At 64.1% G+C, this 25,377-nt stretch carries 21 protein-coding genes and 1 tRNA gene; 13 read left to right on the forward strand and 9 right to left on the reverse strand.

All coding sequences use genetic code 11. The features are described 5' to 3' along the window. Nucleotides 1-55: 55 nt before the first annotated feature. Nucleotides 56-310 (reverse strand): DUF5654 family protein, encoded by a 255-nt coding sequence (locus MCUHO_RS06140; protein ID WP_067075267.1) that lies wholly within the window; start codon nt 308-310, stop codon nt 56-58. 163 nt (nt 311-473) lie between these two features. On the opposite strand from MCUHO_RS06140, the gene MCUHO_RS06145 reads away from it, so the two are divergent. The 5 genes from MCUHO_RS06145 to MCUHO_RS06165 all read left to right on the forward strand — a co-directional run bounded on the left by MCUHO_RS06145 (nt 474) and on the right by MCUHO_RS06165 (nt 6,032). Further along, nucleotides 474-2,483 carry an ATP-dependent DNA helicase gene (locus tag MCUHO_RS06145; RefSeq protein ID WP_067075270.1) on the forward strand — a complete coding sequence of 670 codons (2,010 nt, stop codon included), beginning with the start codon at nt 474-476 and terminating at the stop codon, nt 2,481-2,483. Beyond that, nucleotides 2,471-2,938 (forward strand): methylated-DNA--[protein]-cysteine S-methyltransferase, encoded by a 468-nt coding sequence (locus tag MCUHO_RS06150; protein ID WP_067075274.1) that lies wholly within the window; start codon nt 2,471-2,473, stop codon nt 2,936-2,938. The genes MCUHO_RS06145 and MCUHO_RS06150 overlap by 13 nt, the downstream gene beginning before the upstream one ends. 20 nt (nt 2,939-2,958) lie before the next feature. Continuing rightward, nucleotides 2,959-3,870: a ketopantoate reductase family protein gene (locus MCUHO_RS06155; RefSeq protein ID WP_067075277.1), complete on the forward strand. Its 912-nt coding sequence runs from the start codon at nt 2,959-2,961 to the stop codon at nt 3,868-3,870. A 16-nt stretch (nt 3,871-3,886) separates the two neighbouring features. Next, nucleotides 3,887-4,510 (forward strand): molybdenum cofactor guanylyltransferase, encoded by a 624-nt coding sequence (gene mobA, locus MCUHO_RS06160; RefSeq protein ID WP_067076172.1) that lies wholly within the window; start codon nt 3,887-3,889, stop codon nt 4,508-4,510. A gap of 331 nt (nt 4,511-4,841) precedes the next feature. Beyond that, the gene (locus MCUHO_RS06165) at nt 4,842-6,032 is read left to right on the forward strand and encodes a WD40 repeat domain-containing protein (RefSeq protein ID WP_235808187.1); all 1,191 of its coding nucleotides are present in this window, start codon (nt 4,842-4,844) and stop codon (nt 6,030-6,032) included. Nucleotides 6,033-6,060: 28 nt separating this feature from the next. Here MCUHO_RS06165 and MCUHO_RS06170 read toward each other — a convergent pair whose 3' ends face one another. Both MCUHO_RS06170 and MCUHO_RS06175 read right to left on the reverse strand, forming a co-directional pair. Continuing rightward, nucleotides 6,061-6,825 (reverse strand): dihydroorotate dehydrogenase electron transfer subunit, encoded by a 765-nt coding sequence (locus tag MCUHO_RS06170; RefSeq protein WP_067075283.1) that lies wholly within the window; start codon nt 6,823-6,825, stop codon nt 6,061-6,063. Next, the gene (locus MCUHO_RS06175; protein WP_067075287.1) at nt 6,818-7,705 is read right to left on the reverse strand and encodes a dihydroorotate dehydrogenase; all 888 of its coding nucleotides are present in this window, start codon (nt 7,703-7,705) and stop codon (nt 6,818-6,820) included. The genes MCUHO_RS06170 and MCUHO_RS06175 overlap by 8 nt, the downstream gene beginning before the upstream one ends. Nucleotides 7,706-7,910: 205 nt before the next feature. On the opposite strand from MCUHO_RS06175, the gene MCUHO_RS06180 reads away from it, so the two are divergent. Together MCUHO_RS06180 and MCUHO_RS06185 are read left to right on the forward strand one after the other, a co-directional pair. Then, nucleotides 7,911-8,777 (forward strand): malate dehydrogenase, encoded by an 867-nt coding sequence (locus MCUHO_RS06180; protein WP_067075290.1) that lies wholly within the window; start codon nt 7,911-7,913, stop codon nt 8,775-8,777. 19 nt (nt 8,778-8,796) lie between these two features. Next, entirely contained in the window at nt 8,797-11,211 is a 2,415-nt protein-coding gene (locus MCUHO_RS06185; RefSeq protein WP_067076176.1) for a DNA-directed DNA polymerase, read from the forward strand. A 21-nt stretch (nt 11,212-11,232) separates the two neighbouring features. Here the strand turns inward: MCUHO_RS06185 and MCUHO_RS06190 are convergent, their stop codons facing one another. Next, nucleotides 11,233-11,646 carry a hypothetical protein gene (locus MCUHO_RS06190; RefSeq protein WP_067075292.1) on the reverse strand — a complete coding sequence of 138 codons (414 nt, stop codon included), beginning with the start codon at nt 11,644-11,646 and terminating at the stop codon, nt 11,233-11,235. 211 nt (nt 11,647-11,857) lie between these two features. On the opposite strand from MCUHO_RS06190, the gene MCUHO_RS06195 reads away from it, so the two are divergent. Both MCUHO_RS06195 and MCUHO_RS06200 read left to right on the forward strand, forming a co-directional pair. Further along, on the forward strand, nt 11,858-12,490 hold the full coding sequence (locus tag MCUHO_RS06195; RefSeq protein ID WP_067075296.1) for a S26 family signal peptidase: 633 nt from the start codon (nt 11,858-11,860) through the stop codon (nt 12,488-12,490). Nucleotides 12,491-12,612: 122 nt separating this feature from the next. Beyond that, nucleotides 12,613-13,593 carry a hypothetical protein gene (locus tag MCUHO_RS06200; protein WP_067075300.1) on the forward strand — a complete coding sequence of 327 codons (981 nt, stop codon included), beginning with the start codon at nt 12,613-12,615 and terminating at the stop codon, nt 13,591-13,593. Nucleotides 13,594-14,012: 419 nt separating this feature from the next. On the opposite strand, the gene MCUHO_RS06205 is transcribed toward MCUHO_RS06200, so the two are convergent. The 3 genes from MCUHO_RS06205 to iorA all read right to left on the reverse strand — a co-directional run bounded on the left by MCUHO_RS06205 (nt 14,013) and on the right by iorA (nt 17,789). Beyond that, complete coding sequence (locus MCUHO_RS06205) at nt 14,013-15,353, reverse strand: small ribosomal subunit Rsm22 family protein (RefSeq protein ID WP_067075303.1); 1,341 nt, start codon at nt 15,351-15,353, stop codon at nt 14,013-14,015. Nucleotides 15,354-15,435: 82 nt separating this feature from the next. Next, a complete protein-coding gene (locus tag MCUHO_RS06210; RefSeq protein ID WP_067075306.1) occupies nt 15,436-16,023 on the reverse strand; it encodes an indolepyruvate oxidoreductase subunit beta in 588 nt (195 codons plus the stop codon). Beyond that, nucleotides 16,020-17,789, reverse strand: coding sequence for an indolepyruvate ferredoxin oxidoreductase subunit alpha (gene iorA, locus MCUHO_RS06215; protein ID WP_067075309.1), 1,770 nt, complete (start codon nt 17,787-17,789; stop codon nt 16,020-16,022). Before iorA ends, MCUHO_RS06210 begins: the two co-directional genes overlap by 4 nt. Before the next feature lie 342 nt (nt 17,790-18,131). Here iorA and MCUHO_RS06220 point away from each other — a divergent pair. Further along, a tRNA-Ile gene (locus tag MCUHO_RS06220) sits at nt 18,132-18,204 on the forward strand. A 143-nt stretch (nt 18,205-18,347) separates the two neighbouring features. Here MCUHO_RS06220 and MCUHO_RS06225 read toward each other — a convergent pair. Further along, nucleotides 18,348-19,634 carry a solute carrier family 23 protein gene (locus tag MCUHO_RS06225; RefSeq protein WP_067075312.1) on the reverse strand — a complete coding sequence of 429 codons (1,287 nt, stop codon included), beginning with the start codon at nt 19,632-19,634 and terminating at the stop codon, nt 18,348-18,350. Between the two features lie 1,085 nt (nt 19,635-20,719). Between MCUHO_RS06225 and MCUHO_RS06230 the strand changes: the two genes are divergently transcribed. From MCUHO_RS06230 to MCUHO_RS06240, 3 genes are all read left to right on the forward strand, one after another. Beyond that, entirely contained in the window at nt 20,720-21,646 is a 927-nt protein-coding gene (locus MCUHO_RS06230; RefSeq protein WP_067075315.1) for an ABC transporter ATP-binding protein, read from the forward strand. Continuing rightward, the gene (locus MCUHO_RS06235) at nt 21,643-22,344 is read left to right on the forward strand and encodes a heme exporter protein CcmB (RefSeq protein WP_067075318.1); all 702 of its coding nucleotides are present in this window, start codon (nt 21,643-21,645) and stop codon (nt 22,342-22,344) included. The genes MCUHO_RS06230 and MCUHO_RS06235 overlap by 4 nt, the downstream gene beginning before the upstream one ends. A gap of 63 nt (nt 22,345-22,407) precedes the next feature. Beyond that, nucleotides 22,408-23,949 (forward strand): PAS domain-containing protein, encoded by a 1,542-nt coding sequence (locus MCUHO_RS06240; protein ID WP_235808188.1) that lies wholly within the window; start codon nt 22,408-22,410, stop codon nt 23,947-23,949. A 63-nt stretch (nt 23,950-24,012) separates the two neighbouring features. Here MCUHO_RS06240 and serS read toward each other — a convergent pair whose 3' ends face one another. Further along, nucleotides 24,013-25,290 (reverse strand): serine--tRNA ligase, encoded by a 1,278-nt coding sequence (serS, locus tag MCUHO_RS06245; RefSeq protein WP_067075322.1) that lies wholly within the window; start codon nt 25,288-25,290, stop codon nt 24,013-24,015. Between the last annotated feature and the right edge of the window lie 87 nt (nt 25,291-25,377).

Below are 25,377 nucleotides of genomic sequence, written 5' to 3' on the forward strand. Positions count from 1 at the left end.
AGGTAGGATTGATTCCGGTTCAGATGAATCTGCCGAAAAAGAGTGGATCTGTGTTTCACCGTCTTGTTGCCGCTATCTCATCCTCTCTCTTCGCCTTCCCTGCGGCGCGGCCGATCAGGATGACCGCGATCACCGCGACGATCGTCACGACGATGGCATACACAAACATTGCAACGAGCGAGCTCTGATCTCCAAATATGACCTTGAAAAGTTCCTGAATGGCTCCGTTCCATGCGAGAGCGGCGATCAGGCCGAATGCAGCTGCGAGAAGAGCCGATATCTTATCGATGACCTCAGCCTTGAGTGACATACAGTCTCACCGGTGAGCGGTAAGCGGGTTGGAATATAAAACTTTCGTAAGTGCGTCCCGGTCGGCGCTTTCTCCCCATTCCGCCGTTCGGGCAGCATCGCCAGCGTTCACTTTCACCCCGGACACCCAAACTACATTGACGTACGACGTCGAACTGTATGCAATGGATAGCCTCGACGACTGGTTCCCGTACCGGGAGTACCGGCCCAATCAGCGGGAGATGCTTGAAGCGGCCGCATCTATCGCACGCGACGGCGGCATCGCCATGATCGATGCGCCGACCGGGAGCGGCAAGTCGAGTGTGGTCTCTGCGCTCCTCGCGGAGAGCCGGGGCCGAAAAGTGCTCGTCGCCGTCCGGACCATCAGCCAGCTTGCGACGTTCATGCGCGAGCTCGAGCTCATCCGGAAGAAGCACGGCAACCTCAAGTTCGCTTACCTCATCGGCAAATCCAGCATGTGCCCGCTCGGGGGCGAAGGCGATATCTACCGGCGGTGCGAGGGCGTCAAGTCTTTCTCGACGGCCTTGATGCGGGAACGGGCGCAGAAGGGGTCGCTCGTCCCGGCGAACGACCGCCAGATAAAGCAGCAGATCCGGAAGATGGATCCGGAGCACCCGCTCATCTGCCCCTACTTCATCCACGGGAAATCCTTCGTGGAACCCGAGGACGGGGGGCTGAAGATGATCCCGTCGGCGGCCCTGCGCGTCCGGGCCGAGCGCGTGAGCACCGAGATGATCTGGCCCGACCAGCTTGCCGGGTTCTGCGGCGACATCTGCCCCTACGATACGATGATGCACGCCGCCCGGGACGCCGACGTGGTGCTCGTGAACTTCTACCACCTCTTCGACGATGCCATTCGCGAACAGCTCTACCAGTCGCTCGGGATCGAGGGGCACGACGCCATGCTGCTCATCGACGAGGCTCATAACTGCGGGGACGTCGTCCAGAGTATCGAGAGCGTGACGATCGAGGAGCGGGATATCGTGCAGGCCGAGCATGAGCTCTCCGGACGCCGGCGGTCGCCGCAAGCGGATGCCGTCGTCCAGATCCTGCCGCAGATCACCCGGTTCATGGAGGCGCTCAAGGGCTCGCACGAGGCCGAGGACTGGTTCGACCCCGCCATCTTCCAGCGGATGATCCTCTCCGGCACGCTCTACCGGAGCGTAGAGGAGATCGTGGACGACCTCCTCAAGATCAGCGAGGGGATCCGCGAGAAGAACATGCAGGCGGGAGAGTTCCGGGAGAGCGCGATCGAGCGGCTGACCATGTTTTTCTACCGGATCTTCCGCTCCGCCGCCGACCCGGCTTACCTCACGGTCTACCGCAAGGAGGAGGACGGGGCTGTGGCGCTTGAGGTCAGAAACATCGACCCGAGCATCAAGCTCCAGGAGATCGCCCGGGCGCACGCCTGCTGCGTCCTGATCTCGGGGACGCTCTCGCCCATCGAGAGTTATCGCCGCTACTACTTCGGGGACCTTCCCGTCACGACGATCTCGCTCCCGAACTCTTTCCCCCCGGAGAACCGCCGCATCTTCTGCGCAACCGACATCACCACCGCCTACTCGATGCGCCGGGACAGAGAGAATCTCGCACAGACCGAGGACTACATCACCACATTTGCCCGCCTCCCCGGGAACCTCGCGGTCTATTTCCCCTCCTACGACCTCCTGAACACTTTCGCGGAGCGGTGCGCCCCCCGGATCAGAAAGAAGCAGATCTATATCGAGTCCAAGGATACCGCGGCCTCGGCCGCGATGCTCCGTGAGTTCATGGCCCTCCCCGGGACCGGCCGCTCGGGCATCCTCTTTGCGGTCTGCGGCGGCAAGTGGAGCGAGGGCCTGGACTACCGCGGCGAGATGCTCTCGGGGGCGCTCGTCATCGGCCTCCCGCTCGCGCCGTTCAACCGTGTCAGGAGGATGGTGATCGACTACTTCCGGATGAAGTTCGGCGAAGAGGGGGAGTTCATCAGTTATACCCTCCCGGCGGTCAACCGCGCCCTGCAGGCGCTCGGCCGGGTGCTCCGGACGCCCGAGGACCGGGGCATGCTCGTCCTCGGGGAGAAGAGATTCCTGGAGCGCCGGGTTCATGCGGGGCTGCCGCCGTGGATGCAGGAGGAGATGACGGCATGCACCGTCGAAGCGTTCCGAAAGGAGGCCGAGAGATGGCGATCCTGACCGGGTCGTGCCGGTTCGGCCTCTGGCACGTCCACGTCGCGTGGCAGGACGACCTCGTCTACCGGGTGCGGTTCGCGCGTGACGGGATCGCGGGCTCGGTGCCGGAAGAGATCCTCCGCTACTGTGCCGGGCGGCCGGCGGATCTCTCCTCGCTCAGGAGCGTCGCGACCGAGGGCGACACGACCTTTGCGAAGATCTACCGTGCCGTCCGGGCAATTCCCTGCGGGGAGACCCTCACCTACGGGGAGGTTGCCCGGATCGTTGGGACCGCGCCCCGGGCGGTCGGAGCGGCGATGGCCCGGAACCCGACCCCGATCGTGGTTCCCTGCCACCGGGTCGTCGCGAAGACCGGCATGGGCGGGTTTTCCCCCGATCTCGCGATCAAAGAGACCCTGCTCGACATGGAACGCCGGGGGGATGTCTGCACGCCGGAAAAGAGAGGAGTTAACAGGTAACTCCGCCATACTATAGTGAAATGAAGATCGTGGTCCTGGGTGCCGGGGCGGTCGGGCTGACCGTTGCTGCAAAGTTGTCCCGCGTCGCAGACGTTCACGCCGTTACCCGGACGCGGCACGCTGATGCGGTGCAGGAACGGGGCTTCCTGATGACCGGCATATGGGGAGAGGGCGCATACCGGTTCAGCTGCTCCGAGGATCTCCCCGACGCATGGCTGGATGCCGACTATTACATCATCTCCGCAAAGTCCACCGATACAGAGGCGATCTGCCGCCAGTTCGCCGACGTCATCGGAGGACATGAGGTGGTGAGCCTCCAGAACGGCATCGGAAACGAGGAGATCATCGCGCGCTTCACCGACCGGGTCATCGGCGGCATGATCATCACCGGGTTCGAGTGGCGGGGCGATGCGTCGGTTCACGTCTCCGTGGAGGCAGCGCCCATGAAGATCGGGCGGTTCCCGTCCGGTACGGACGACGCGGTCGAAGACCTCGCAGTTCTCATCCGGGAGGCCGGTATCCGGGCGGAGGCGACCGCCGGCATCAGGACGGATATCTGGAGTAAGACCCTCTACAACTGCGCATTAAACCCGCTCGGCGCCCTCATGAACGTCCCTTACGGCGCGCTCACCGATCCGCACGCATGGGCGGTCGTCGCCGCGATTGTAGAGGAGGCTTACCGGGTGGCTGAGGCCGAAGGCGTCCCCCTCCCCTGGGAGACCGCGGAGGCGTACCTCGCGTATCTCCGGACGACCCAGCTCCCCGCGACGGCTGCCCACCACTCGTCGATGCTCCAGGATATCGCCGGCGGGAGAAAGACCGAGATTGAGTTCATGAACGGTGCGGTGGCGGCACTCGCCGAAAGGCACGGTATTATGGCGCCTTACAACACCTGCATCGCCGAACTGATCCGCTTCCGGGAGCGGCTCTGACGGTTGGAGAATGATCATGCGATCTGCGATAGTCCTTGTTGGCGGGGCGGCACGACGTGCCGGCGGGCGGGAGAAGTACTTTTTCACGTTCCGGGGCAAGACCTTCATCGACCGCCTCGTCGACACCCTGAAGGAGGCGGTCGACGAGATCGTCGTCGTCGCGCGGGACCCCGGGCAGTGCGAGCGGTTCGGCCATATCGGGAATATCAGGTGCATATCCGACGTCCGGCAAGGTCTCGGCCCCATCGGCGGCCTGCACGCGGGGGCGCTCGCGGTGCATGGCGAGTACGTCTTCGTTGCCGCCTGCGATATGCCCTGCATCAATCCCGGGGTGGTTCGGCTGCTCTTCGACGCCGCAGTCGGCTGCGATGCCGCCATTCCCAGCTGGAACGCCGAGATGCTCGAACCGCTTCACGCGGTCTACCGGAGGAGCGCACTGCTCGATTACCTGGAGGAGCACGAGTCGCTCTCGGTCCGGGCGATGATCTGGGGTCTCGATACCCGGTACGTGCCCGTAGAAAAGATTCGCGAGATCGATCCGGATCTCCTGACGTTTACGAATATCAACAACCTCGAAGACCTGGAGTCGATCGGTCCCGCGGCAGGATGCGATACAGACGACCTGCGCGGCCCTTGCTGAACGTCTCGGTTAATCTTCGCCCGGAGCCCTGACCCGTAAGCGGGCGGGTGACCGTCCCGCCTGCCGTATTCCCCTTTTCGTGCCCGGGCCGGTGAGTTCCCGGCTCCGCCCCTCCCGAATCCTCAAAAAGTTCTACCGCCGCTCAGAAAACCCCGGCAACCTCCGGCCGTTCCTGGCCGGGGTCGGGCAGGTACCGCCGAACCGTCCTGGAATCTGGAGGGGGCAGGTTGCCCGAAAAGATTATATATCATCTCCGAGAACTCAGGCCGTGATGTCATCGGGGGAAGTGACGTCATCCAGTTCTACCGCCAGGGTCCGGGCAGATACGGGGATGATGCTTTTTGAGCGTGAGATCAGGGGAGATCGAGCCGGACGTATCGCAACGCCGCTCCTTATCTTCTGCCTTCTTATTGCAGCCATATGCGGGGTTGTCTCTGCCGACGAGGGGGAGTACGTTCCCGTCTGGAGCCTGGGGGCAAACGGCCCGGTCAGTTCCGTGGCGGTCACGCACGACGGTTCGACGATCGTTGCCGCTGCGGGTTCGGTGGTGTATCTTCTCGACCAGCAGGGCAATGTCCTCTGGCAGAACCCCATCGGTTCACGTGTGAACGGTGTCGGGGTATCGCCCGAAGGTTCGCGGATAGGCGTTGCTGCGGACAAACTCTACCTCTACAACAGGGACGGAGACCTGCTCTGGACGGTGAAGACGGGTTACGTCTACCGGAGCGTGGACCTCTCCTCGAACGGGATGTATGTCGCCGCCGGCTGCGACAACGGCGCGGTCTACATCTTCGATCGGAACAAGAAGCAGCTCTGGGACTACGATATGGGAACCGACAGCTACGATCTCGCGATATCGGAGAACGGCCGCAGGATCGCGATCGGCTGCGATAACCAGGGAGTCTACCTCCTCAACAGCAGGCAAGGAGAGTCCTGGAGTTACGGTACCGGCAAAATGGTGAGAGGAATTGCCCTCACCCCCGACGGGAGGTTCGTGGCGGCCGGGTCGGTCGACAGGTGCCTCTACCTCTCCACGGGAGAGGGCGAGCACCTCTGGAAATATCCCATTGGGGATGCCGTCTCCTCGACGGCTCTGACGAACGAGGCTAAGAGGATCTTCGGTGCAGCCGGCAAGACGATCCACGTCATCGACCGCACGGGAGCCGTGGTTCAGAAGATTGGCCTTGCCGGTCGCGCGGAGTCCGTCGCGGTGACACCCGACGGTTCGTTCCTCGTCGTCGGGGGCGGCGAGGGCGATCGGTCGATCCGTCTCTTCACAAACGATCCTGACCTGGTCGAGACCTGGAATCCGCCGGAGGCCGCGCTCGACGGAACAGAACTACCGGAGAACACAACGGCAGGCGTGAACGCTCCCCCGGTATCCGGGAACGGCAGGACGGATACGGAGGCGGGAGTTAGCGCCGATGCCCAGGAGAACGTCCCGATAACCTCAAGGGTCTCCGGGTGGGTGGAGAACATCATCTCCCTTCTCTTTAAACCCCAGGAAGACTTCCTGGCCTGACCCACTCTTTTCGGGCCCGACGGGCGGACTAGATGCGGCGCCTGCTCCCGCTCGCGTCGCGTGAATAATGCCCGAACTCGCTCTCGAGCAGGACGTCGCCGGAGAAGACGGGCCCGTCCCTGCAGACCCGCAGGCCGTGCGGGTCGGTGCAGCACGAGCCGCAGAGGCCGACCCCGCACTTCATGTAGCGGTGGAGGGAGAAGAGTCCCCGCCCGGCACACCCCTCCCGGTCGAGGACGGCGAGCACCGCCGCCATCATCACCTCGGGGCCGCAGACGCAGATGTGGTCGAAGTCGGCGAGATCCACCCGTGATATGAGTTCCGTCACGAACCCGTGGTGGCCGGCGGTGCCGTCGTCGGTCGCGACCATCAGCGTCGCCGCATCGCGTATCCTCTCCGCGAAGAGGAGTTCGGAGGCCGTCCTGGCGCCGAGGAGGAAGGTGTCTACCTGCCCGGCCGTGACCAGCGGCAGGAGCGGGGAGGCACCGACGCCGCCGCCGACGGCAAGCGTCCGCCCGGAGACGGCAAACCCGTTCCCGTAAGGCCCTCTGACACCGATCCGGTCGCCCTCGTGCATCGCAAAGAGAGCGGCGGTCGCGTCCCCGACCTTCTGGACGGTGATCGAGGACGGGGAGGAGAGAGCCATCGGCACCTCGTCCACGCCCGGCACCCAGACCATCGCGAACTGGCCCGGCCGGGCAGCGATCTCGCGGTCGAAGACGAACGTCCTGATCGACGGCGTCTCCTCCACGATCTTTGTTATCGTAACCGCTGCGGGCATCTGCTCATGCATGGGCGCACCCCACGATCTCGCCCGCGTCGGCGCCGTCGGGGGCGTAAAGGTCGTCTGCAATCGCAGCAAAGATGCCGATATCGTCGATGACGGCGCTCCCGATCTCGACGGCGCTTGCTCCCGCCATCATCATCTCGACGACGTTGTCGGCGGTGGAGACCCCGCCGCACCCGACGATCGGGATGGAGCAGGCCTCGTAGAGGTCGTAGACGCACCGGACGGCGACGGGGAAGATGGCCTTCCCCGAGAGCCCCCCGAACCGGTTCCCGAGCACCGGCCGGCGGAGCGCCGTCGATATCCGCATCGCTTTCACGGTGTTGACCGCGACGATCGCGTCCGCCCCGCCGCGCTCCGCTGCCGCCCCGATATCTGCGATATCGGCGACGTTCGGGGTGAGTTTCACCCAGGTCGGAACCCCGAGGGAGGCTACCGCCCGGGTGCACTCCTCCACGAGAGCCGGGTCGCTCCCGATCGCCGCCCCGTAGCCCTCCGCGTGGGGGCAGGAGAGGTTCAGTTCGAGCCCGGAGGCCGTGCCGGCGAACCACCCGGCGACCGTCCGGAACTCCTCAGGCGTCCCCCCGAAGATGCTCACGACCACCGGCTCGCCCGCGAGAGAAGCCAGTTCGTCCACAAACGCGGCCGAGGGGTTCGGCAGGCCCATGGCGTTGATGATGCCGCCGTCGACCACGACGAGGCAGGGGCCGGGGTGCCCCTCTTTCGGGCTCGGGCCGATGGATTTCGTGACCACGCCGCCCGCACCGTTCGCGAGAATTCGGGAGAGCGACGCCCCGGTGGTACCGAGGATGCCGGCCGCGAGCAGGAGGTGGTTCCTCAAGCGAATGCCGCCGACCTCGACGGGGCCTGGATAAAGCGCAACCATTGAAAAAAGGTGGGAGCAGGGTATTATTATACTCTCGCGCCAAGTGTACTGACAGGAAAGCATGTGCTCCGCTCTCCGGAGCCCGGGTACCGGCACGGGAAGCGGTAAAGAGGCTCTTTTTCCCGCCGGATCGTTATTCTCCGTGCAGTCGGGAGCCTCTTTGCGCGCATAACATATACCACTACTTGAGATCAGGACCAATACTATGACCTCGCTTGCAATCTTGGGCGTCGGAAAGGTGGGGGGCGAGACGGCGTTCCTCTCCGCCGCGCTCGGTCTAGTAGACGAGATCGTCGTCTACGACGTATACGAGCCCCTCCTCCGGGCACAGGTGCTCGACCTGCAGCACACGGGTATCGACGTCGCGGTCTCCACAAAAACGGCGGCGATGCGGGATGCCGATATATTCGTCTTTGCGGCGGGCACCCCGAGGACACCGGATATCAAGACCCGTGCCGACCTCCTCGAGGCCAATATTCCGGTGGCGAAGCGGTGCAGCGAGATCCTGGAGGGGTTTGACGGGGTCGTCATCTCCGTCACGAACCCGATGGACGCGAACAACTACGCCCTCTGGAAGATGATGGGCATCGACCGGCGGCGGTGCATCGGTTTCGGCGGGCAGCTCGACAGCGCACGGTTTGCCGGTTTCCTCCGCGAGGCGGGGATCGGCGGGCCGGCCTGGGTGCTCGGTGAGCACGGCGACCGCCAGGTGCCGGTCTTCTCAAGGACCGGCAGCGACGTCGATACCAGAGAGCGGGAAGCAATCCTCTCCCGGATGCGGGGGGCGAGCATGGAGGTGATCCGCGGCAAAGGAGGGACGGTCTTTGGGCCTGCGTATCACATCGCCATGCTGATCCGTGCGATCCTCGAAGATCGGCGCGAGGTGCTGCCCTGCTCGTGCGTGCTCGACGGCGAATACGGTCTCTCCGGCTGCTCCCTCGGCGTCCCCGCCCGGATCGGTCGCGAGGGCATCCTGGGCATCGAGGAGTGGGAACTCGATGACTGGGAGTCCGCGAAGATGGCGGAGGCGGGAGCGTTTGTCCGAGACCTCTCGAGGAGGTTCGATGGCTGACCGGGTTTCCGGGTCCGGCATGAGCGTTCCGGCAACGCTGGAGGAGTTCGGGAAAGCCCGGATCGGCATCCACCAGGTAGAGTACAGCACCGGTTCCGGGTTCGAGATCCCGGTCATCCACGTCTTCGGCCGGGACGCCTCGGGGAAGGCAGTCCGGATCGACGTGACCGGCTTTCGCCCCTACTTCTATGCTCCCGCCGGGCAGGTGGGGTCGGCGTCCCTCCCGCAGGGGGTCGAACTGGAGCCGGGCACGACCTATCGCTCCATCCGCGGCGAACCGCTCCGGCGGCTCTACACCCGGCGGCCCGGCGACGTCCGCGACGTCCGTGACCGATTCCTGCACTTCGAGGCCGATATCCCGTTCGCCACCCGGTTCATGATCGACTGCGGCCTCTCCGCCGGCATGGAACTTCCTGCCGGTCTGTCTACGGTGGATTACCATGAACTCGCGCCGGCCGAGATCAAGGCTCCCGCCCGCACCTGCATCATGGATATCGAGTGCGTGGACGAGCAGGGGTTCCCCGAGCCCGAGCGCGACCCGATCATCTGCGTCACCTGCTGGGACTCGTTCGACGACGACTACACGACGCTCCTCTGGCAGCCCGGCGGGGCGGCGGGCGACGTGCCCGACCTCTCCGTCAGCGAGCGGCACCGGGTCGTCCGGTACCCGGACGAGGTCTCGATGCTCAAGGGGCTCGCCGCCTACACGAAGGAACGCGACCCGGATATCCTCTCGGGCTGGAACTTCGTGGAGTTCGATATCCCCTACATCGTGAAGCGGATGGCGGCGCTCGGCCTCAAGGCCGAGGGTCTCGCCCGTATCCCGGGGCAGACCGAACGGAACGCCGTCCGTGGACGCTCGATCTTCGATCTCCTCGGCGCCTACCGGAAGATGCACCAGGCCCAGAAGGAGTCCTACCGGCTCGATGCGATCGCCGAAGAGGAACTCGGGGTGACGAAGGTCCGCTACACCGGGACGATCACCGATCTCTGGCGTACCGACCCGAAGCGGCTCGTGGAGTACAACTACCGCGACGTCGAGCTCTGCGTCGGGATCGATCAAAAGAACAACATCATCGAGTTCTACCGGGAGATCGCCCGGTACGTCGGGTGTCCGCTCGACCGGACGCTGAACTCCTCGAACGTCATCGATATCTTCGTTCTCCGGAAGGCGTCGGGCACGTTCGTTCTCCCCTCAAAAGGGCTCGCTGCAGGCGACGAGTTCGAGGGGGCGACCGTCTTTGAGCCCGCGACCGGTCTCCGGGAGAACGTGGTGGTTCTCGACCTGAAGTCGCTCTACCCGATGGCGATGATGACGATCAACGCCTCGCCCGAGACGAAGAACCCGGACGGCGAACTGCGGGCGCCGAACGGCATCCGGTTCTCCCGTGAGCCGGACGGGTTGACGAGGAGCATCATCGCCGAGCTCCTCGAGGAGCGTGACGAGCGCAAGCGGCTCCGAAACCTTTACCCCTTCGGGTCGCCGGAGTACGTCCTCTACGACCTCCAGCAGAACGTCCTGAAGGTGATCATGAACTCCTACTACGGGGTCTCGGGCTACACCCGGTTCAGGCTCTACGACCGCGAGATCGGGTCGGCCGTCACCTCGGTCGGCCGGGCGATCATCAGGCACACCCGGGATATCATCACCAATCTCGGCTATACTGTGCTCTATGGCGACACCGACTCCTGCATGGTGCAGGTGCCGCCGGGCGACCTTGAGGCGACGATCGCCCGTGCGCGGGCCATCGAGGCGACGTTGAACGCGAGTTACGGCGACTTCGCGAAGACCGAACTGAACGCCGATACGCATTACTTCTCCATCAAGTTCGAGAAGGTCTACCGCCGCTTCTTCCAGGCAGGCAAGAAGAAGCGCTACGCGGGGCACCTGGTCTGGAAGGAGGGCAAGGACGTCGACGAGGTGGACGTCGTCGGCTTCGAGATCCGGCGAAGTGACTCCCCGCAGATCACGCGGGAGGTGCAGCGCGCCGTCATCGAGATGATTCTCCGCGGGGACGCGTTCAGCGACGTGCAGGCGTATCTCCGCGACGTCATCAGGAAGTATCGCCGTGGAGAGTACTCGCTCGACGAGGCCGGTATTCCCGGCGGTATCGGGAAGAACCTCGACAGTTACGAGAACGACGACGCCCACATCCGGGGCGCCAAGTACTCGAACGAGCATCTCGGAACCGACTTCAAGCGTGGCAGCAAGCCCAAACGGGTCTACATCAAGGCCGTCACGGCGAAGTACCCGCGAACGGACGTGGTCTGCTTCGAGTACGCCGACCAGGTGCCGCCGGAGTTCGTCGTCGACTGGGAGACGATGCTCGAGAAGACGCTCAAAGGCCCCCTCTCGCGGATCATCGAGCCGCTCGGGTGGGACTGGCACGACGTCGACCCCTCGCGGACGACGCTCTTTGATTTCGGGATGTAAGAAATGTTTTGAGGGGCCGCTTTACGCGAGACCCCTTCTCGCGCGCTCCTCATCAAGGAACGCGCTCCTCTCGATGTTCTTCGCCCAGGTGATGCGGCCACCGACGATCTGCCAGTTGCCCATCTCCAGGACGTCGACTCCCTCGGGAACCTCCGGGACGGCCGCCCCGCCGGGCACGACGAGAACAGCCCTGTCGGCGTTGCCGGCGCTTGCGGCAGCCTGGAGCGCCTGGACGGTGCCTGCCTGGACACTGGGGGTCATCTTCACGTTCACGAGCACCCGTTCCGTCCTGCCGGCGACCCGGCGGGAGATCAGACCCTCCGGCTGCGCACTGCCGGAGGGAGACCATGCGAATTGCCACCCGTCCAGGGGAGAGAACCGCCGGGCGAGGGCTTTCTGGACATCTAGATACGTAGAATCCTTTATGCCACCCATATCAATATCCTCTGCTTTACTCTATGGTCCCGTTTGAATATAAGCATTATAGTTCTTCCCTCTTCTCACGTATTCGGTGGCGCGCCGGTAATTTTCCTTCTCCGGGACCGATGCGGAGGTGGGCACATACGCCTATCCGGGCGGCGTGTCAGGAAACCACGGAGGAACACTTTTATCCTACCCCCGGTATTATGCACCGGGGTTTGTTGATATGGCAGAGGCAACGCAGAAAGAGGCCGGGGTTGTGGAAGCGTACGAGAATCTGGCCCGGCAGGTGCTGGATCGGCCGGAGAGCATTCCGAGCGCCATCCACAATCTCCTCTTGAAACTGGCGGAGACGCACCCGGGAGCGGTCTACTGGATCGTCCGGAAGTTCTACCAGGAGTATCTCCGGCTCTACGTCTCCGATACCGGTTACATAGGCATCGCCGATCGATACGAGCCGGAACTGATGTACCCGGGTGACATCGTCCTCTACGTGGTGCCCGAGAGCCCGCAGCCGGGCGATGTCGTCCAGGTCACCTTCACCGACAAAGACGAGGTGAGCGTCTACGTCATCCACGCCCGGGTCATCGGGTGCAACGACGACCGGTCGGTACAGGTGACGGATACCAGTACCGGAGAGGAGTATAAGGTCGTCGACTGGAATATCCTCGGCAAACTGGTCCGGGTGATCCCGTTCGGCTCCGGGGAGTGGCAGGAACTCTTCGCGGCCTCCGGCGTCCCGAAGGAGTGGGTGGCCACGTCGGTCGAGGAGAACATCCGTTCCGTCCAGGACTCGGAAATTCCCGGGAAGGACGAGGCGCTCGCCGAGCTCAAGCGCCGCCTCGGCGATCTGGTTTAAGAGAGGCGGTTTATCCGGATGGCGGGAGGATCGGCCTTCGTATCGGCCGAGAACATAGCCGCGCCGGTATTGCCTCCCCTTCCGCACGAAGGTTTTTGAGGGGAGCGATCCATTCCTGGTATATGAAGCATCTGGCAGTGCTGATTCTCGGCCTGCTGCTCATCCCGTCCGGAGCCCAGGCGCTCACGTTCCTCAGCGGGGATCAGCAGGTGATCGAGACTCCCATCCCCGACGACGTGGTCGCCTCGGGCGGATCCGTGACCGTCAACGCCCCCGTAGACAGCCTGACGGTCGCCGGGGGCATGGTGACGGTGGATGCGCCGGTCGCCGGCGACGTCATCGCCGCGGGAGGCACCCTGATAGTCAACGGCGATGTCGGCGGGAAGGTGCTTGCCGCCGGGGGCGAGATCGAGTTGAACGGGAACGCTACGAACGCTCTCATCACCGGGGGCACGGTCAGGATCGGGGAGAATGCCGTCATAGAACGCGACGCGTTCATCTCGGCGGGGGAGGTCACCAACGCGGGATCGGTCCTCCGGAACCTGACGGTATCGGGCGGGACGTTCAACAATCCCGGCACGGCCGGGAACGTGACGTTCGAGGAGCCGGAGGAGCCCGGACTGTTGCCCGACCTCTTCTCGGTGCTCTTCGCCGTCGGGTTCCTTATCCTCGGCCTTCTCCTCATCCGGGGGTTCCCCGACCTCTTTGCGGCGGTGGTCGGGCAGGTCGAGAAGAACCCGGTTCTCCTGACGGTTCTCGGGTTCGTCGCGATCATCGTATCGGCGATCATCCTCTTCATCATCGCGATCACGATCGTCGGTCTCCCCGTCGCACTCGTCGCAGGACTGCTCTTCATCGTTGCCCTGATGCTCTCGTCGCTCTTTGTCGCATACGCCCTCGGGGACGTCATCGCTTCCCGGGCGGGATGGAGCCCGGGGCGCGCGTGGATCTTTGTCCTCGGGTTCGTGATCCTGCAGATCCTCATCTTCATCCCGCTGCTCGGGGGGATCGTCCAGATCGTCGCGGTCAGTCTCGGTTACGGGGGGCTGCTCTACGCGCTCAGGGATGCCTCTCCGTTCCGTGCCGGTGGCGGCGGGGCGTAGTATCTTTTTTTGGCCGAATGCCCTCAGTCCGGCAGATTCACCGCAACCTTGCTAATATCATAGGGTTTTTCCGGGGACGTTATCGGCATGCGGAATCGCCGGTGGTACTTGCTACCTGCTATACCCCATTTACGGATTTCGAGGGGGTATCGCCATGGGGGGTGGGGACAATGGGGAGTGCGACCGAAGGGAGCATGAGAAGAACGAAGTTCTTCGAGGGGGGTCTCCCCCCTCCCCTGAAACCCCTCCCCCAGACGCGATAGCCACCACGGTCCAGTTGATCGGGTTTTTATCGAGCTCTTACTGCTCTGAGGTGCTATCGAAGAGCCCGTTCTGCAATCGGTTCCTGTTTTCTCTTCTCGCCTGTGATAAGATGACGGTAACTATACCTGAGTGCCGGCAGGAGGAGTAACTCCTGCTTACATGTCCGCCACTCTGCCCCCTTCTCCCCCCGAACACCCGACCGGCTCGATCCGCGTCCCCGGCAGGACGACCAGGTTGTAGGCGCCGTGGTCGCGGTTGAACCGGACGAGAACCCCGTAGAGCCGGACGATATCGCCGTAGGGGAGACCATCGAGCGCGTCGCGGTTCGTGCCGCGGAGGGTCGCCGGGACGACGGCGTAGGCGGGGTCTGCCGGCGTCCCGTCGCAGACCTTGTAGACCTTCGTCCGGTTATCCCCGAGGTTGCCGGAGATCAGCGCGGCGACGACGTTGATCTTTTTGTCGCGGTGCCGGCGGAGGTGGGAGAGAGGAGCGAACTTCGCTCCCGGCGGGACGCGGTAGGCGTGCTGCGTCTTTGTATCCTTTCGCAGGAGCGCCGACGAGTATTTGATATCGGTGTTCACGAACCGGTAACCGTCTTTCTCCGCTGCGAGGCGCTCCATCAACCGGGTCGGCCGGATGTCGCCTTTCTGCTCGAACGTCCAGCACCGGACGGGGTTGCAGGCGGTTCCGCGGATGAACGAGCAGGGGCTGTAGATGGTAAGGCCGCGCTCCGCTATCGCCCGCACGGTCTGCCGCATGGCGGTGGAGTTCGCGAGGTCGGCGGGCTCCACGACGACGATCGTCCCGTCGGGCGCGAGCCGTTCGGCAAGGGAGGCGACAAGGTCGGCGCGCCGGTCGGTATCGAGGTGGCGGAGTTCGTTCAAGACGTTCGAGAAGACCATGAGGTCAATCCGGTCGGGCAGGTCACCTGCCTCGAGCGCCCCGATGTCGGCGCGGATGGGCTTTTCCACCCGCACGGCGTTGCCTCGCGCCGCAGCGGCGGCCGGGACGAGGGCGTTGTAGGCCTCGAGGTGCTCCTCCGACTGCTCGACGGCGTAGACATCCGCGGAACCGTTCCCGAGCCGTCCGAGAAGGTCGATGACGGCGAGCGGCACGACTCCCGGCCCGGTGCCGAGATCGAGGATCCGCATATGGGGTTTTGCGAGCCCCTGGTTGATGACCTGCCAGAGGATGTGCTCGAACTGCACCAGGTAGACCGGTGCGTGGTAGGCCAGGTAGCCGAGAACCTGGTAGGCCTTCCGGTAACTCACCCGCTTCTCCTTCCAGTATCGGCTCTTCTGGGCGAGGATGGCGTTACGCATCCGGTCGAGCACGACCGGGTCGTCCCAGGACTTGGCGGTCTTCTTCTCGGTGTAGGACTCGACGATCCTCTGGATATAGTCCGGAACCTCCGGCTTCTCGAAGAACGCGAGCTGCCGCTCGCGCCCGGCATCGTCGACCGCTAACGGCCCTTCAACGCTACCCCGCTCGCTCATGGCATACCAGCTCGGCAGGATGAGTTATACAGGTTACGGCACCCCGTTCTGCGGTAAAATAGGGGTGGGGGGTGGATCTCTCTCAGGGCGCGCCGGCGCCCTTCTCCCGGCCGAGCCGGAATGCTGCGGTGTTGACCTCGACGGTCTTTTGCGGCACGCACCGCCGCACCGCCTCTTCGAGGGTCTCGGCCCGGAGGGGGATATCGCCCGACGCCGCGCCGAGCATCACGATGTTCTGCGAGAGGATGCTCCCCGCCTCCTCTGCGAGGGCCGCGGCGTCGATGCAGGTGACGTCGAGGTCGGCGAGCGCGGCAAGGATGCTCTCCTCGTCGGGGACGTCCATGCCCTGCTGGTAGACCGACGTCGGGACGACCAGGTTCCGGTTCACGACAAGCCTCCCTCCTGCCGGGAGGTAATGCCGGTAGCGGAGCGCCTCGAGGAGGTCGAAGGCGACGAGGAGATCGGCCGTCCCCGGCACGATCAGGGAGCCGTGCTTTCCGTCGATGCGGATGTGGCTCTCCACCGACCCGCCGCGCTGCGCCATCCCGTGGGTCTCGGCGCTCCGGACGGTCCGGTTCTCGATGATGCAGGCCTCCCCGAGGACGTTCGAGGCGAGAACAGTTCCCTGGCCGCCGATACCGACGATCAGGACGTCGAACGAGGGTTTCATCGCCGTCCCTCCAGAACGATCGCGCCCGACGGACAGATATCCGTGCAGACGCCGCAGCCGGCGCAGAGTTCGGTGATCGTCGCGTTCTTGTCGACGAACGCGATCGCCGGGCAGCCGAACGATCTGCAGGCGCCACAGCCCGTGCACCGTTCGGGGTCGACCGTGTAGGGTTTGCGCTTGATCCCGCTCCGTCGTGCGGTGATGACGCAGGGCTGTTTTGCGATGACGACCCGGACGCCCCTCCTCTCCTTCGCCTTTCGGAAGGTGTCGAGGAGCACGGGCAGGTCGTAGGGGTCGACCGTCTCGACCCAGGAGACCCCGCACGACCGGCAGATCGCATCGAGCGATATCGGGGTGCTCTCCTCGCCCGTTGCGGTCATTCCGGTGTTGGGGTTCGGCTGGTGGCCGGTCATGGCGGTGATCCGGTTGTCCAGGATGACGACGACCATATCGGCGCCGTTGTAGACGGCGTTCAAGAGCCCCGGTATGCCCGTGTGCAGGAACGTCGAGTCGCCGATGGTCGAGACCACGGGGCGCTCCTCTCCCGACCGGGCGATCCCGCTCCCGACGGTGATCGAGGCGCCCATGCAGATGGTGGTGTCCACCGCGCCGAGCTGGAGCCCGAGGGTGTAGCACCCGATGTCGCTCGGGAAGATGCCGTCGCGGAAGACCTTCCGGATCGCGTAGAACGTCGGCCGGTGCATGCACCCTGCGCAGAGGATCGGCGGGCGGGGCGGCACTCCCGGAACCGGGGCGGCCGCCGGGAAAGTCGCCGTGGGTGCCATGCCCGCCTTATCGAGCGCGGCGGCGACGATCGCCGGGGTGAACTCCCCTTCGTACGGGACCGTACCGGTCATCTTACCGAAGACCTCGGTCTTCGTCGCCACCTGCCGGACAACCTCTTCGACGACCGGGTCGAGTTCCTCGACGACGAGAACCTTCTCGTGCCGGTCGACGAAGGCCGCCAGCCACTCCTCGTCGATCGGGTAGGCGCCGACGATCGCGAGCGAGACGTCTTCGGGGAGCACTTCCTGGACGTAGGCGGCCGAGACGCCGCTCGCGACGACGGCGGTTCTGCCCCGGACGGTGTGGCGGTTGTAGCCGAGTTCGACCAGCCGCTCCTTCAGGGCCGGCTGTTTCTTGTTCAGTATCTTGTGCAGAACCCGGGTGTGCGCGGGGATGACCACATACTGCTTCGGGTCGCGCCGGAACTCGGCGGTCCGGTGATCGGTGCCGATCTCACCGAGGTCGACGTCGCCCTTCGAGTGGCAGATCCGGGTGGTGGGGCGGAAGATCACCGGCAGGCCGAACTCCTCGGAGAGGGCGAAGGCGTCCCGTATCATGTCGTGCGCTTCCTGGACTGATGCCGGGTCGAGGCAGGGGAGCCGGGCGAAGTGCGCGTAGCGCCGGGTGTCCTGCTCGTTCTGGGAACTGTGCGCGAAGGGGTCGTCGGCGGAGAGGATGACGAACCCGCCGGTCACCCCGGTGTATGCGCTCGTCATCAGGGGATCGGCCGCCACGTTCAGCCCGACGTGCTTCATGGTGCAGAGCGCGCGAACCCCGCACCAGGCGGCGGCGAGCGCGTTCTCGAAGGCGACCTTCTCGTTCGTGGACCACTCCACGGTGAAGGGCCGCTCCTTCTGTACCCTGAGGACGTCGATCACTTCGGAGGACGGCGTTCCCGGGTAGCCGCTGGCAAAATCAATATTTGCCTCCAGGCATGCGTGAGCGATGCCCTCGTTTCCGAGTAGGTATCGTACTGCCATTGTTCCACTCAACTATACTTCTATCATCGGTTTTCAACATAGCCCTTTGGATGCCTGTCAGAACCAATCCGGTGCCGAAACGCCGGGTATTGCAGGGCAGTCGCGACGGCCGGTATCCTTTGCATATCATTGTTCTCAGGGGGATTGTCGGTCGTGTCCCCGATACGGTCATGCACGCCGGCTTCATTTGCGGGTGGGTAGCCATCTCTGGAGTTCGTCCCGTGCCGTTACCCCTGCATCTTCTTCGCCGGTGCCATTCTCAGACGATTCTGGAGCAGAGTCCTTGCACAACCTTTAAATTGAATATTGTACAATATTTGTAGGCACCAGTACAGGTGTATCGGGCCCGTAGCATAGCCGGTGGTGCACCCGGCTGATAACCGGGAGGTCGTGCGTTCGAATCGCACCGGGCCCATTGTTTTTCGTTCCATCTCGTTTTCAGGGTTTGTTCGAACAGATAGTGCATCCGGCTGATAACCGGTGGTCGTCCGAATCTCGCTGTCCTATTTTTAATCCCGAGAAACGTGAGGCGGTGGACGAGCGCACCGAGCGCATCCGTTAGGTTCGATCTGCCTGTCGCCGCCGGTAGACGATATGCTCGAGGACGAGGACGGTGACGATGCCCACGACAAAGCCGTTGGTGAGCAGGGGGCGGATCATTGCCGGGAGTCCTGTGGCGACCTCCGGAGGCAGGAAGGCTACCAGTGTCCCGAGAAGGAGGGGGATGCCGACGATCAGCCCTCCGTCGAACGTTCCGACCGCCCCGCTCTCCTGCCCGAGCATGAGCCCCGCCGCGATCTGGGCGGCCATGACGTAGGCGAGGACGACGCCGATGACCGGCCCGGGGATGCTGCTGAGGAGACTGATGGCAAGCGGCGATGCGGCCATGAGCGCGATCGCTACGGCGGCCGGGACGAGAGCGAACCGGGACGCGCACCCGGTGGCGGCGATGATGCCCGGGGAGAGCGAGAAGTTCACCGGGCCGATCACTCCGGTAACGCCCGCGAGGACGTTCCCGAGGCCGGTGACGGCCACCCCGCGCTTTGCCCGTTCGCCCATTCCGTCGGCTTTGAGCAGACCGCTCACCGACTGGATCGACCCGAGGTCGTTCGTGGCGAGCGCGAGGTAGCAGATCAGGAAGGCTGCGAGCACCCCGGCGTCGGGCACGGCGAGCGGCGCGAGAAGGTTTTGGGGCAGCGCGACGAGGGCGGTATCCGCGGGCGGCAGGGAGACCGCACCGAAGAGAGCGATGTAGATCGGGGTGCCGAGAAGGATCGCCCAGAGCGCCAGAGTTGACTTCCATATCCCTGTGAGATATCCGTTTGCGGCGAAGAGGATGAGAGCGAACGCGACGGCAAAGAGGAAGGTCTGCGTCGCCGGAGCGGTGCCGCCGCCGTCCGTGATGAGATCGAGGATGGTGGGTGCGAGGGTGAACGCGATGAGCATGAGGACGACCGCGACCACCCGGGACGTGAAGAGCCTCTGGAGGTGCCCGATGAGACCGGTCGCCGCAAGACCGGCGAGGAGGAGCCCGCCGATCACCAGCGACGCATTGATGGCTGGAAACCCTGTATCGAGGCTTGCAAGGATGCCGACCAGGAGCACCGTCGCCGGGCCGAGCACCAGGGGGAGCCTGTGCCCGAGATACACCTGCGCGAGCAGCACCAGCGCGACGAGGAGGAAGAGTCTCTGGAGGTACGGGACGGTCGATCCGTCGGTATCGAGCCCGGCAACCACCCTGCCGATGATGAGGACGAGGGGAACGCTCACCGCGAGCCACTGGAGGCCGAAGATGAGGAGCGATGCCGGTCGCGGCCGGTCGTCGATGCCGTAAGCGAACTCCATGGTAGTGGCTCCTGGCGAAACGACCGGCCCGGGGTGGAGCACGGGGCGTTCCTGCCTATAATGATGATAATCTCCTCTCCGCCTCCATAATAGTTCCCATTTCAGCGGGAGAAGGTCTGGGCCGGATGGAGGATATGGGGCGCGGTGCGTCCGGGTGTTTGGCGATACCTCTTTGCAGCCTCTTACCAATCCGGTATATCTGTTGTAACCCCACCCCACCCGGCCTTCGGCCTCCTCCTCCGCACCTTCGGTGCTCAAACTCCTGCTGTTCCAGCAGTCGTTCCCCGCCCCTTGGGGCGGGGGCAGTCATGGCGATACCCCCACGGTACACTGCCTGGGGATAGGCTCTAGATAGGGGGATGTATGGCTCCCCTCCCGGATACGGCTTTCGTGGGGGTATCGCCATTGGGGGAGTGCGACTGGCCGAAGGGCAGGAGCATGAGAAGAACGAAGTTCTTTGAGGGGCTGACGGGGAGTGCGACTGGCCGGAGGGTGCGACTGCCGGAACGGCAGGAGCATGAGAAAACGCGAAGCGTTTTCGGGGCAGGAGCATGAGCACCCGAAGGGTGCGGAGTGCGAGCGTAGCGAGCTTGAGCACCGGAGGTGCGAGTGCGATGGTTCGTAGAACCGGAGCTCGACCACCGTCAGGTGGGAAGTGCGAGCGTAGCGAGCTTGAGCACCGGAGGTGCGAAGGGGAGCATCCCCCCTCCCCTGTCTCCACCTGCCGCGGATAACTGTAGCCCCCACCCCACCCGCGCTTCACGCTCCTCCCCCTTCCTGCGGGGCGGGGGCAGTGTGTGGGGATAGCCGGTGGGAAGTCGTGTCCGGTTCATCTCGGGTTCTTCGCGGCAATGCGAGGGAGAAGAGCCGGGTGAAACTTCAGATGCGTTCCTTCTCCGACCTCCCCTACCCTACAGGATATGGTTCCGGCGCAATCTCATGGTTGTTTCCGCACAAACCGATGGATTGATGCCCCGTGGCCGGGAATTGATCGGTATGCTTTCACCCAGTCATGCGGCTGGATCCTGTATCCGTCCCGCCCTCTCCCGGCCCTGTGCCGTGCGGCGCGGGAGGAGGAGGCGGGCGTGAACGCCGTCGAAGTCCGGGGACTCTCGCGGTCGTTCGACGGCCGCGATATCCTCCGCGACGTCTCGTTCACCGTCGGGCACGGCGAGATCTTCGGCTACCTCGGCCCGAACGGCGCCGGGAAGACCACGACAATCCGGATCCTGCTCGGCCTCCTTGCCCCCGGCGCGGGCGAGGTCCGGGTTCTCGGCCGCGACCTTGCTGCGGATGACGATGCGCGGGCGCGGGTCGGGGTGCTCTTCGAGAACAACGGTCTTTCCGACCGGATGAGCGCCGCGGACAACCTGGCCTACTACGCCGGTCTCTACGGTCTCGAAGAGCCTGGAGAGCGGATCGACGAACTCCTCGCGCTCGTCGATCTCGCCAACCGGCGGGACGACCCGGTCGGGACGTTCTCGACCGGCATGAAGCGGAAGCTCGGTATCGCCCGGGCGATCCTTCACCGGCCCGAGGTGGTCTTCCTCGACGAACCCTCCTCCGGCCTCGATCCCGGCGCACAGAGGATGGTTCGCGACCTCATCGTCGAACTCTCCCGGCGGGAGGAGATGACCGTCTTCTTGAACTCCCACCACCTCGACGAAGTTCAGCGGATCTGCTCGACGGTCGCGATCCTCGCGGGAGGGAGGATCCGGGCCTTCGACTCGGTAGAGAACCTCACCGCGGCATCCGGCCGCCCGGCCGTGACGATCACCCTCGCCGGTGCCGTCGACCGCGCGTGCGAGGTCGTGGGGAGATTGCCGTACGTCACGGAGTGCGACGCGGACGGCGACCGCCTCGGTTGCATCCTCGCCGACTCCGGCGCGACACCCGACCTCGTTGCAGCCCTTGTCGGGGCGGGGTTCCGGATCGAGGAGGTCCGCCGGTCGTCGCGGTCGCTTGAGGAGATCTATCTCGAACACGTCGGCAGAGCGGAGGGCGAGGCATGAGCACGTTTGCCATCATCGCCCGGCGGGAAATGAAGCTCGCCTTCCGGAACCGGAGCGCCCTCATCGCGGCGCTCATCTTCGCCGTATGGTTCCCCGTTGTGACGATCCTCGGGATCGCTGCAAGCGCCGGTGAAGACGCTACGGCCGTTGCCGGCGGCATCGCCGCAATCACCCTCCCGGTCGGGGTATTTATGGGCTATCTCTTCTGCGCCGACGCCTTCTTCCGGGAGAAGCGGGACGGCTCCATCGAGACGCTCCTCTGCACCCCGGTCTCTCTCCGCCGCCTCTGGGAGGGGAAGGCCGCCGGGGTCGCCGTGCCGGCGTATCTGATGACTCTTGTCTCGGCCGCAGTGGCCCTTGCGGCGGTTTACACCCTGTCGAGCGCTCCCGTAGCCGGCGAACCCCTGCTCATCCTTCACCTCGCGGTCGTCGTCCCGGTCTGGATCGCCGCCGCGGCCGGGCTGATCGGCGCGGCCCAGCTTGCGCTCGGGATGCGGGAGAACCAGATCCTCGGGTTCGTGCTGATATTCGGGTTCATCTTTCTCATCGTCGTGCTCCAGGGGATCGCACCGGGCGGGTCGGGCATCTCGGTGACGACGGAGGTTATCTTCGCGGCGGTCGGGATCGTGCTCCTCGCGCTCGCCCGATTCATTGCCGGGAAGGTGACGAGGGAGCGGATCGTCAGGACGATTCCGTGAGGTGTTGGGCAGGGATGCGTCCCCGGCAGAAGTAAGATATACCGGTGCAGCAAGTGTGCACCCATGATGCAGGAGGAGCACGATCTCCCGAACCGTATCCTTCGTGCCCTCCGGTTTCGGCCGAAGGGCATGACCATCACCGAGGTGGCGAAACAACTCGGCGTCACCCGGAACTCGGTCTCGAAACACCTCGAGATCCTTCAGATCGCCGGTAAAGTCGATGTGCGGCATATCGGGAACGCGAAACTCTACTCCCTCGCCCAGCGCGTCCCGATCTCCGCCTTCCTCTGCTTCACGAAGAACCTGATCCTGATCCTTGACAACGAGCAGCGAATCGTCCAGGTCAACGACCAGTGCCAGAGAGCCCTCAAACGCTCGAAAGATGATCTGATCGGCCTGACGCTCGCGGAGGCCGCCCTTCCCGTCGTCTCCTCCCCGGAGGCGATCGCCGTCATCGAAGGCCTGGAACGCGAGCAGGTGATGACCGATCTCCTTTACCGGCGGGACGAGGGAGGAGACCTCTTCTACCAGATGCAGGCGATCCCGACGACGTTTGAGGACGGCGAGAAGGGGTGCACCCTCGTCCTCGAGGATATCACCGAGCGGAAGCGGTACGTCCGGAACATGGAGTTCCTCGCCCGGACCGCGATGGAGCTCGTCGATATGCCGACGGAGGCGGACATCTACGAGTATATCGCTGAAACAATTGCGGAAATCGTTCCGAATCCACGCTGTTACGTGCATTCTTATGATGAGGCCAAACAGGAGTTCTTCATACGTGCGATGACTCCCGATAGCATTCGGAACGCGGTGAGGGAGATCATAGGAGAAGATCCTGTTGGCAAGGTCTTTCCCGTCCGCGGGGTCTTTTACTCTGCCCCATTCAATGAGTCTCCGTCGACGTTTTTCGCCATGAGAGAGATGCATTTTAGTCCCTATTTTGAGGATGAAGAGTTATCGTTTGCCGATGCGTGCTTGCACGTATTTCCCGAAGATACCTACGAGAGGCTCCAGCAGAGATTCGAGATCGCGAAGATATACCTCACCGGGCTGGTATGGCAGGAACAGCTCTTCGGGCTGGTCGGGATATGCATGGGACCCGAGGAAGTGCTCGAAGATAGGTCTGCAATCGAATCTTTCCTCCGCCAGGCTTCCATTGCCCTCGCCCGGCGGCAGACCGAGGAGCGGCTCCGCCGGAGCGAAAGCCGGTTCCGGGACCTGATCGACTCCTCGCCCGTTCCATCGGCCGTCATCGAGAGCGACGGCCGCTACACCTTCATTAACCGGGCGTTCACCGACCTTTTTGGGTATACGCTCGCGGATATCCCCACCGGGAAAGACTGGTTCCGGCTTGCGTTCCCGGATCCCGTCCGCCGCCGCGAGGCGATCGCTGCCTGGAAGGCAGACCGGGAAGCGGCCGGCCCCTGCCACTCACGGCCGCGGACGTATCCCGTCCGGTGCAGGGATGGGGAAGGGAAAGAGATCCGCTTCTCGCCTGTCGAACTCTCCGACGGGACAGAGTACGTCACCTATGAGGACGTCACCGAGGAGCGCCGGATTCATGGTGTCCTGATCGGCGAGATAGCGGGACTGCGAAGAAAGTAGTCGTTTCCTGGCGGTTCGTCTCCGCCAGGGAATGTATTGTGGATCCAGAGGCCCCGGAGTGCTCTACAGCGTCTCGCTGCCGTAGAGGTAGGGCCTGAGAGCCTTCGGGATCGTGACCGAGCCGTCCTCGTTCTGGTTGTTCTCGAGGATCGCCCGGATCGCGCGGGAGGTCGCGATCGCGGTGCTGTTTAAGGTGTGCAGATAGCGCTTCGAGGTGAACTCGGTCGGATCGCGCGCCTTGATGTTCAGCCTGACCGACTGGTAGGCCGTGCAGTTCGAGCAGGAGACCGCTTCGCGGTAGCAGCCCTCGCGCGGCATCCAGACCTCGAGGTCGTACTTCTTTGCGGCGACCGTTCCGATATCCCCCGTGCAGATCAGGACAACCCGGTAAGGAAGGCCGAGCTGCTGGAAGACCTCCTCTGCGTTCGCCATCAATTCCTCGTGGAGGTCCCAGGACTGCTCCGGCGTGGCGTAGACGAACTGCTCCACCTTGTGGAACTGGTGGACGCGGAAGAGGCCTTTCGTATCGAGTCCGTGCGCCCCGATCTCGCGCCGGAAGCACGGGCTCAAGCCCGCCAGACGGAGCGGGAGATCCTTCTCCTCGAAGATCTCGTCGCTGTACATCGCGGCCATCGGGTGCTCGCTCGTCGCGATCAGATACTCGTCCTCGCCGTCGATCCTGTACATGACGTTCTCGAAGTCGGCAAGGTCGGTCACGCCCTCGTATGCGGCCCGGTTCAGCATGTAGGGCGGGATGATCGGGGTGTATCCGCGTTCGACGAGAAGGTCCATAGCAAACCGCTGGAGCGCCATATCGAGCAGAGCGAGCCTGCCTTTCAGGAAGTAGAACCCGGATCCGGCGATCTTCGCCGCGCGCTCGAAGTCCGCCCAGTCGTGTTCGACGGCGAGCGCGCCGTGGTTCTTCAGGTCGAACGCGGGAAGTTTCGGTTCGCCCCACCGCCGGATCTCGACGTTCTCGGAGTCGTCCTTGCCGACGGGCACGCTCTCGTGCAGGATGTTCGGGAGCCGCATCAGGCGGTACTTTATCGCTTCGGTGAGGTCGTCGTACTCCGCCTCGGCCTCGTTGACCCGCGCGGGAAGGCCCGCCGCCTCGGCAAGGAGCCCATCGATCTCCGCTCCCGCCTTCCTCGCCTGGCTGATCTCGCGGGAAATGACGTTTCTGCGGTTTCGCAGGCTCCCGATCGCCACGGTGAGTTCCCGTGCCCTCCTGTCCATCTCCAGCACCTCGTCGATCCAGACAAGTTTCTCGGTGTCTCCTCTCTTCGTGAGGTCTGCCCGGACGATCTCGGGGTGTGCACGAACGAACTTCAACTCAAGCATAACTCTCTCGTACGTACTTCGCGATGACGGTATATGGTCGTGTTGCCCTTCCTCGATGATGGACTCGGGTGGCTCCCGGGGCAGAGC

Source organism: Methanoculleus horonobensis, from assembly GCF_001602375.1.
GTDB classification, from domain to species: domain Archaea; phylum Halobacteriota; class Methanomicrobia; order Methanomicrobiales; family Methanoculleaceae; genus Methanoculleus; species Methanoculleus horonobensis.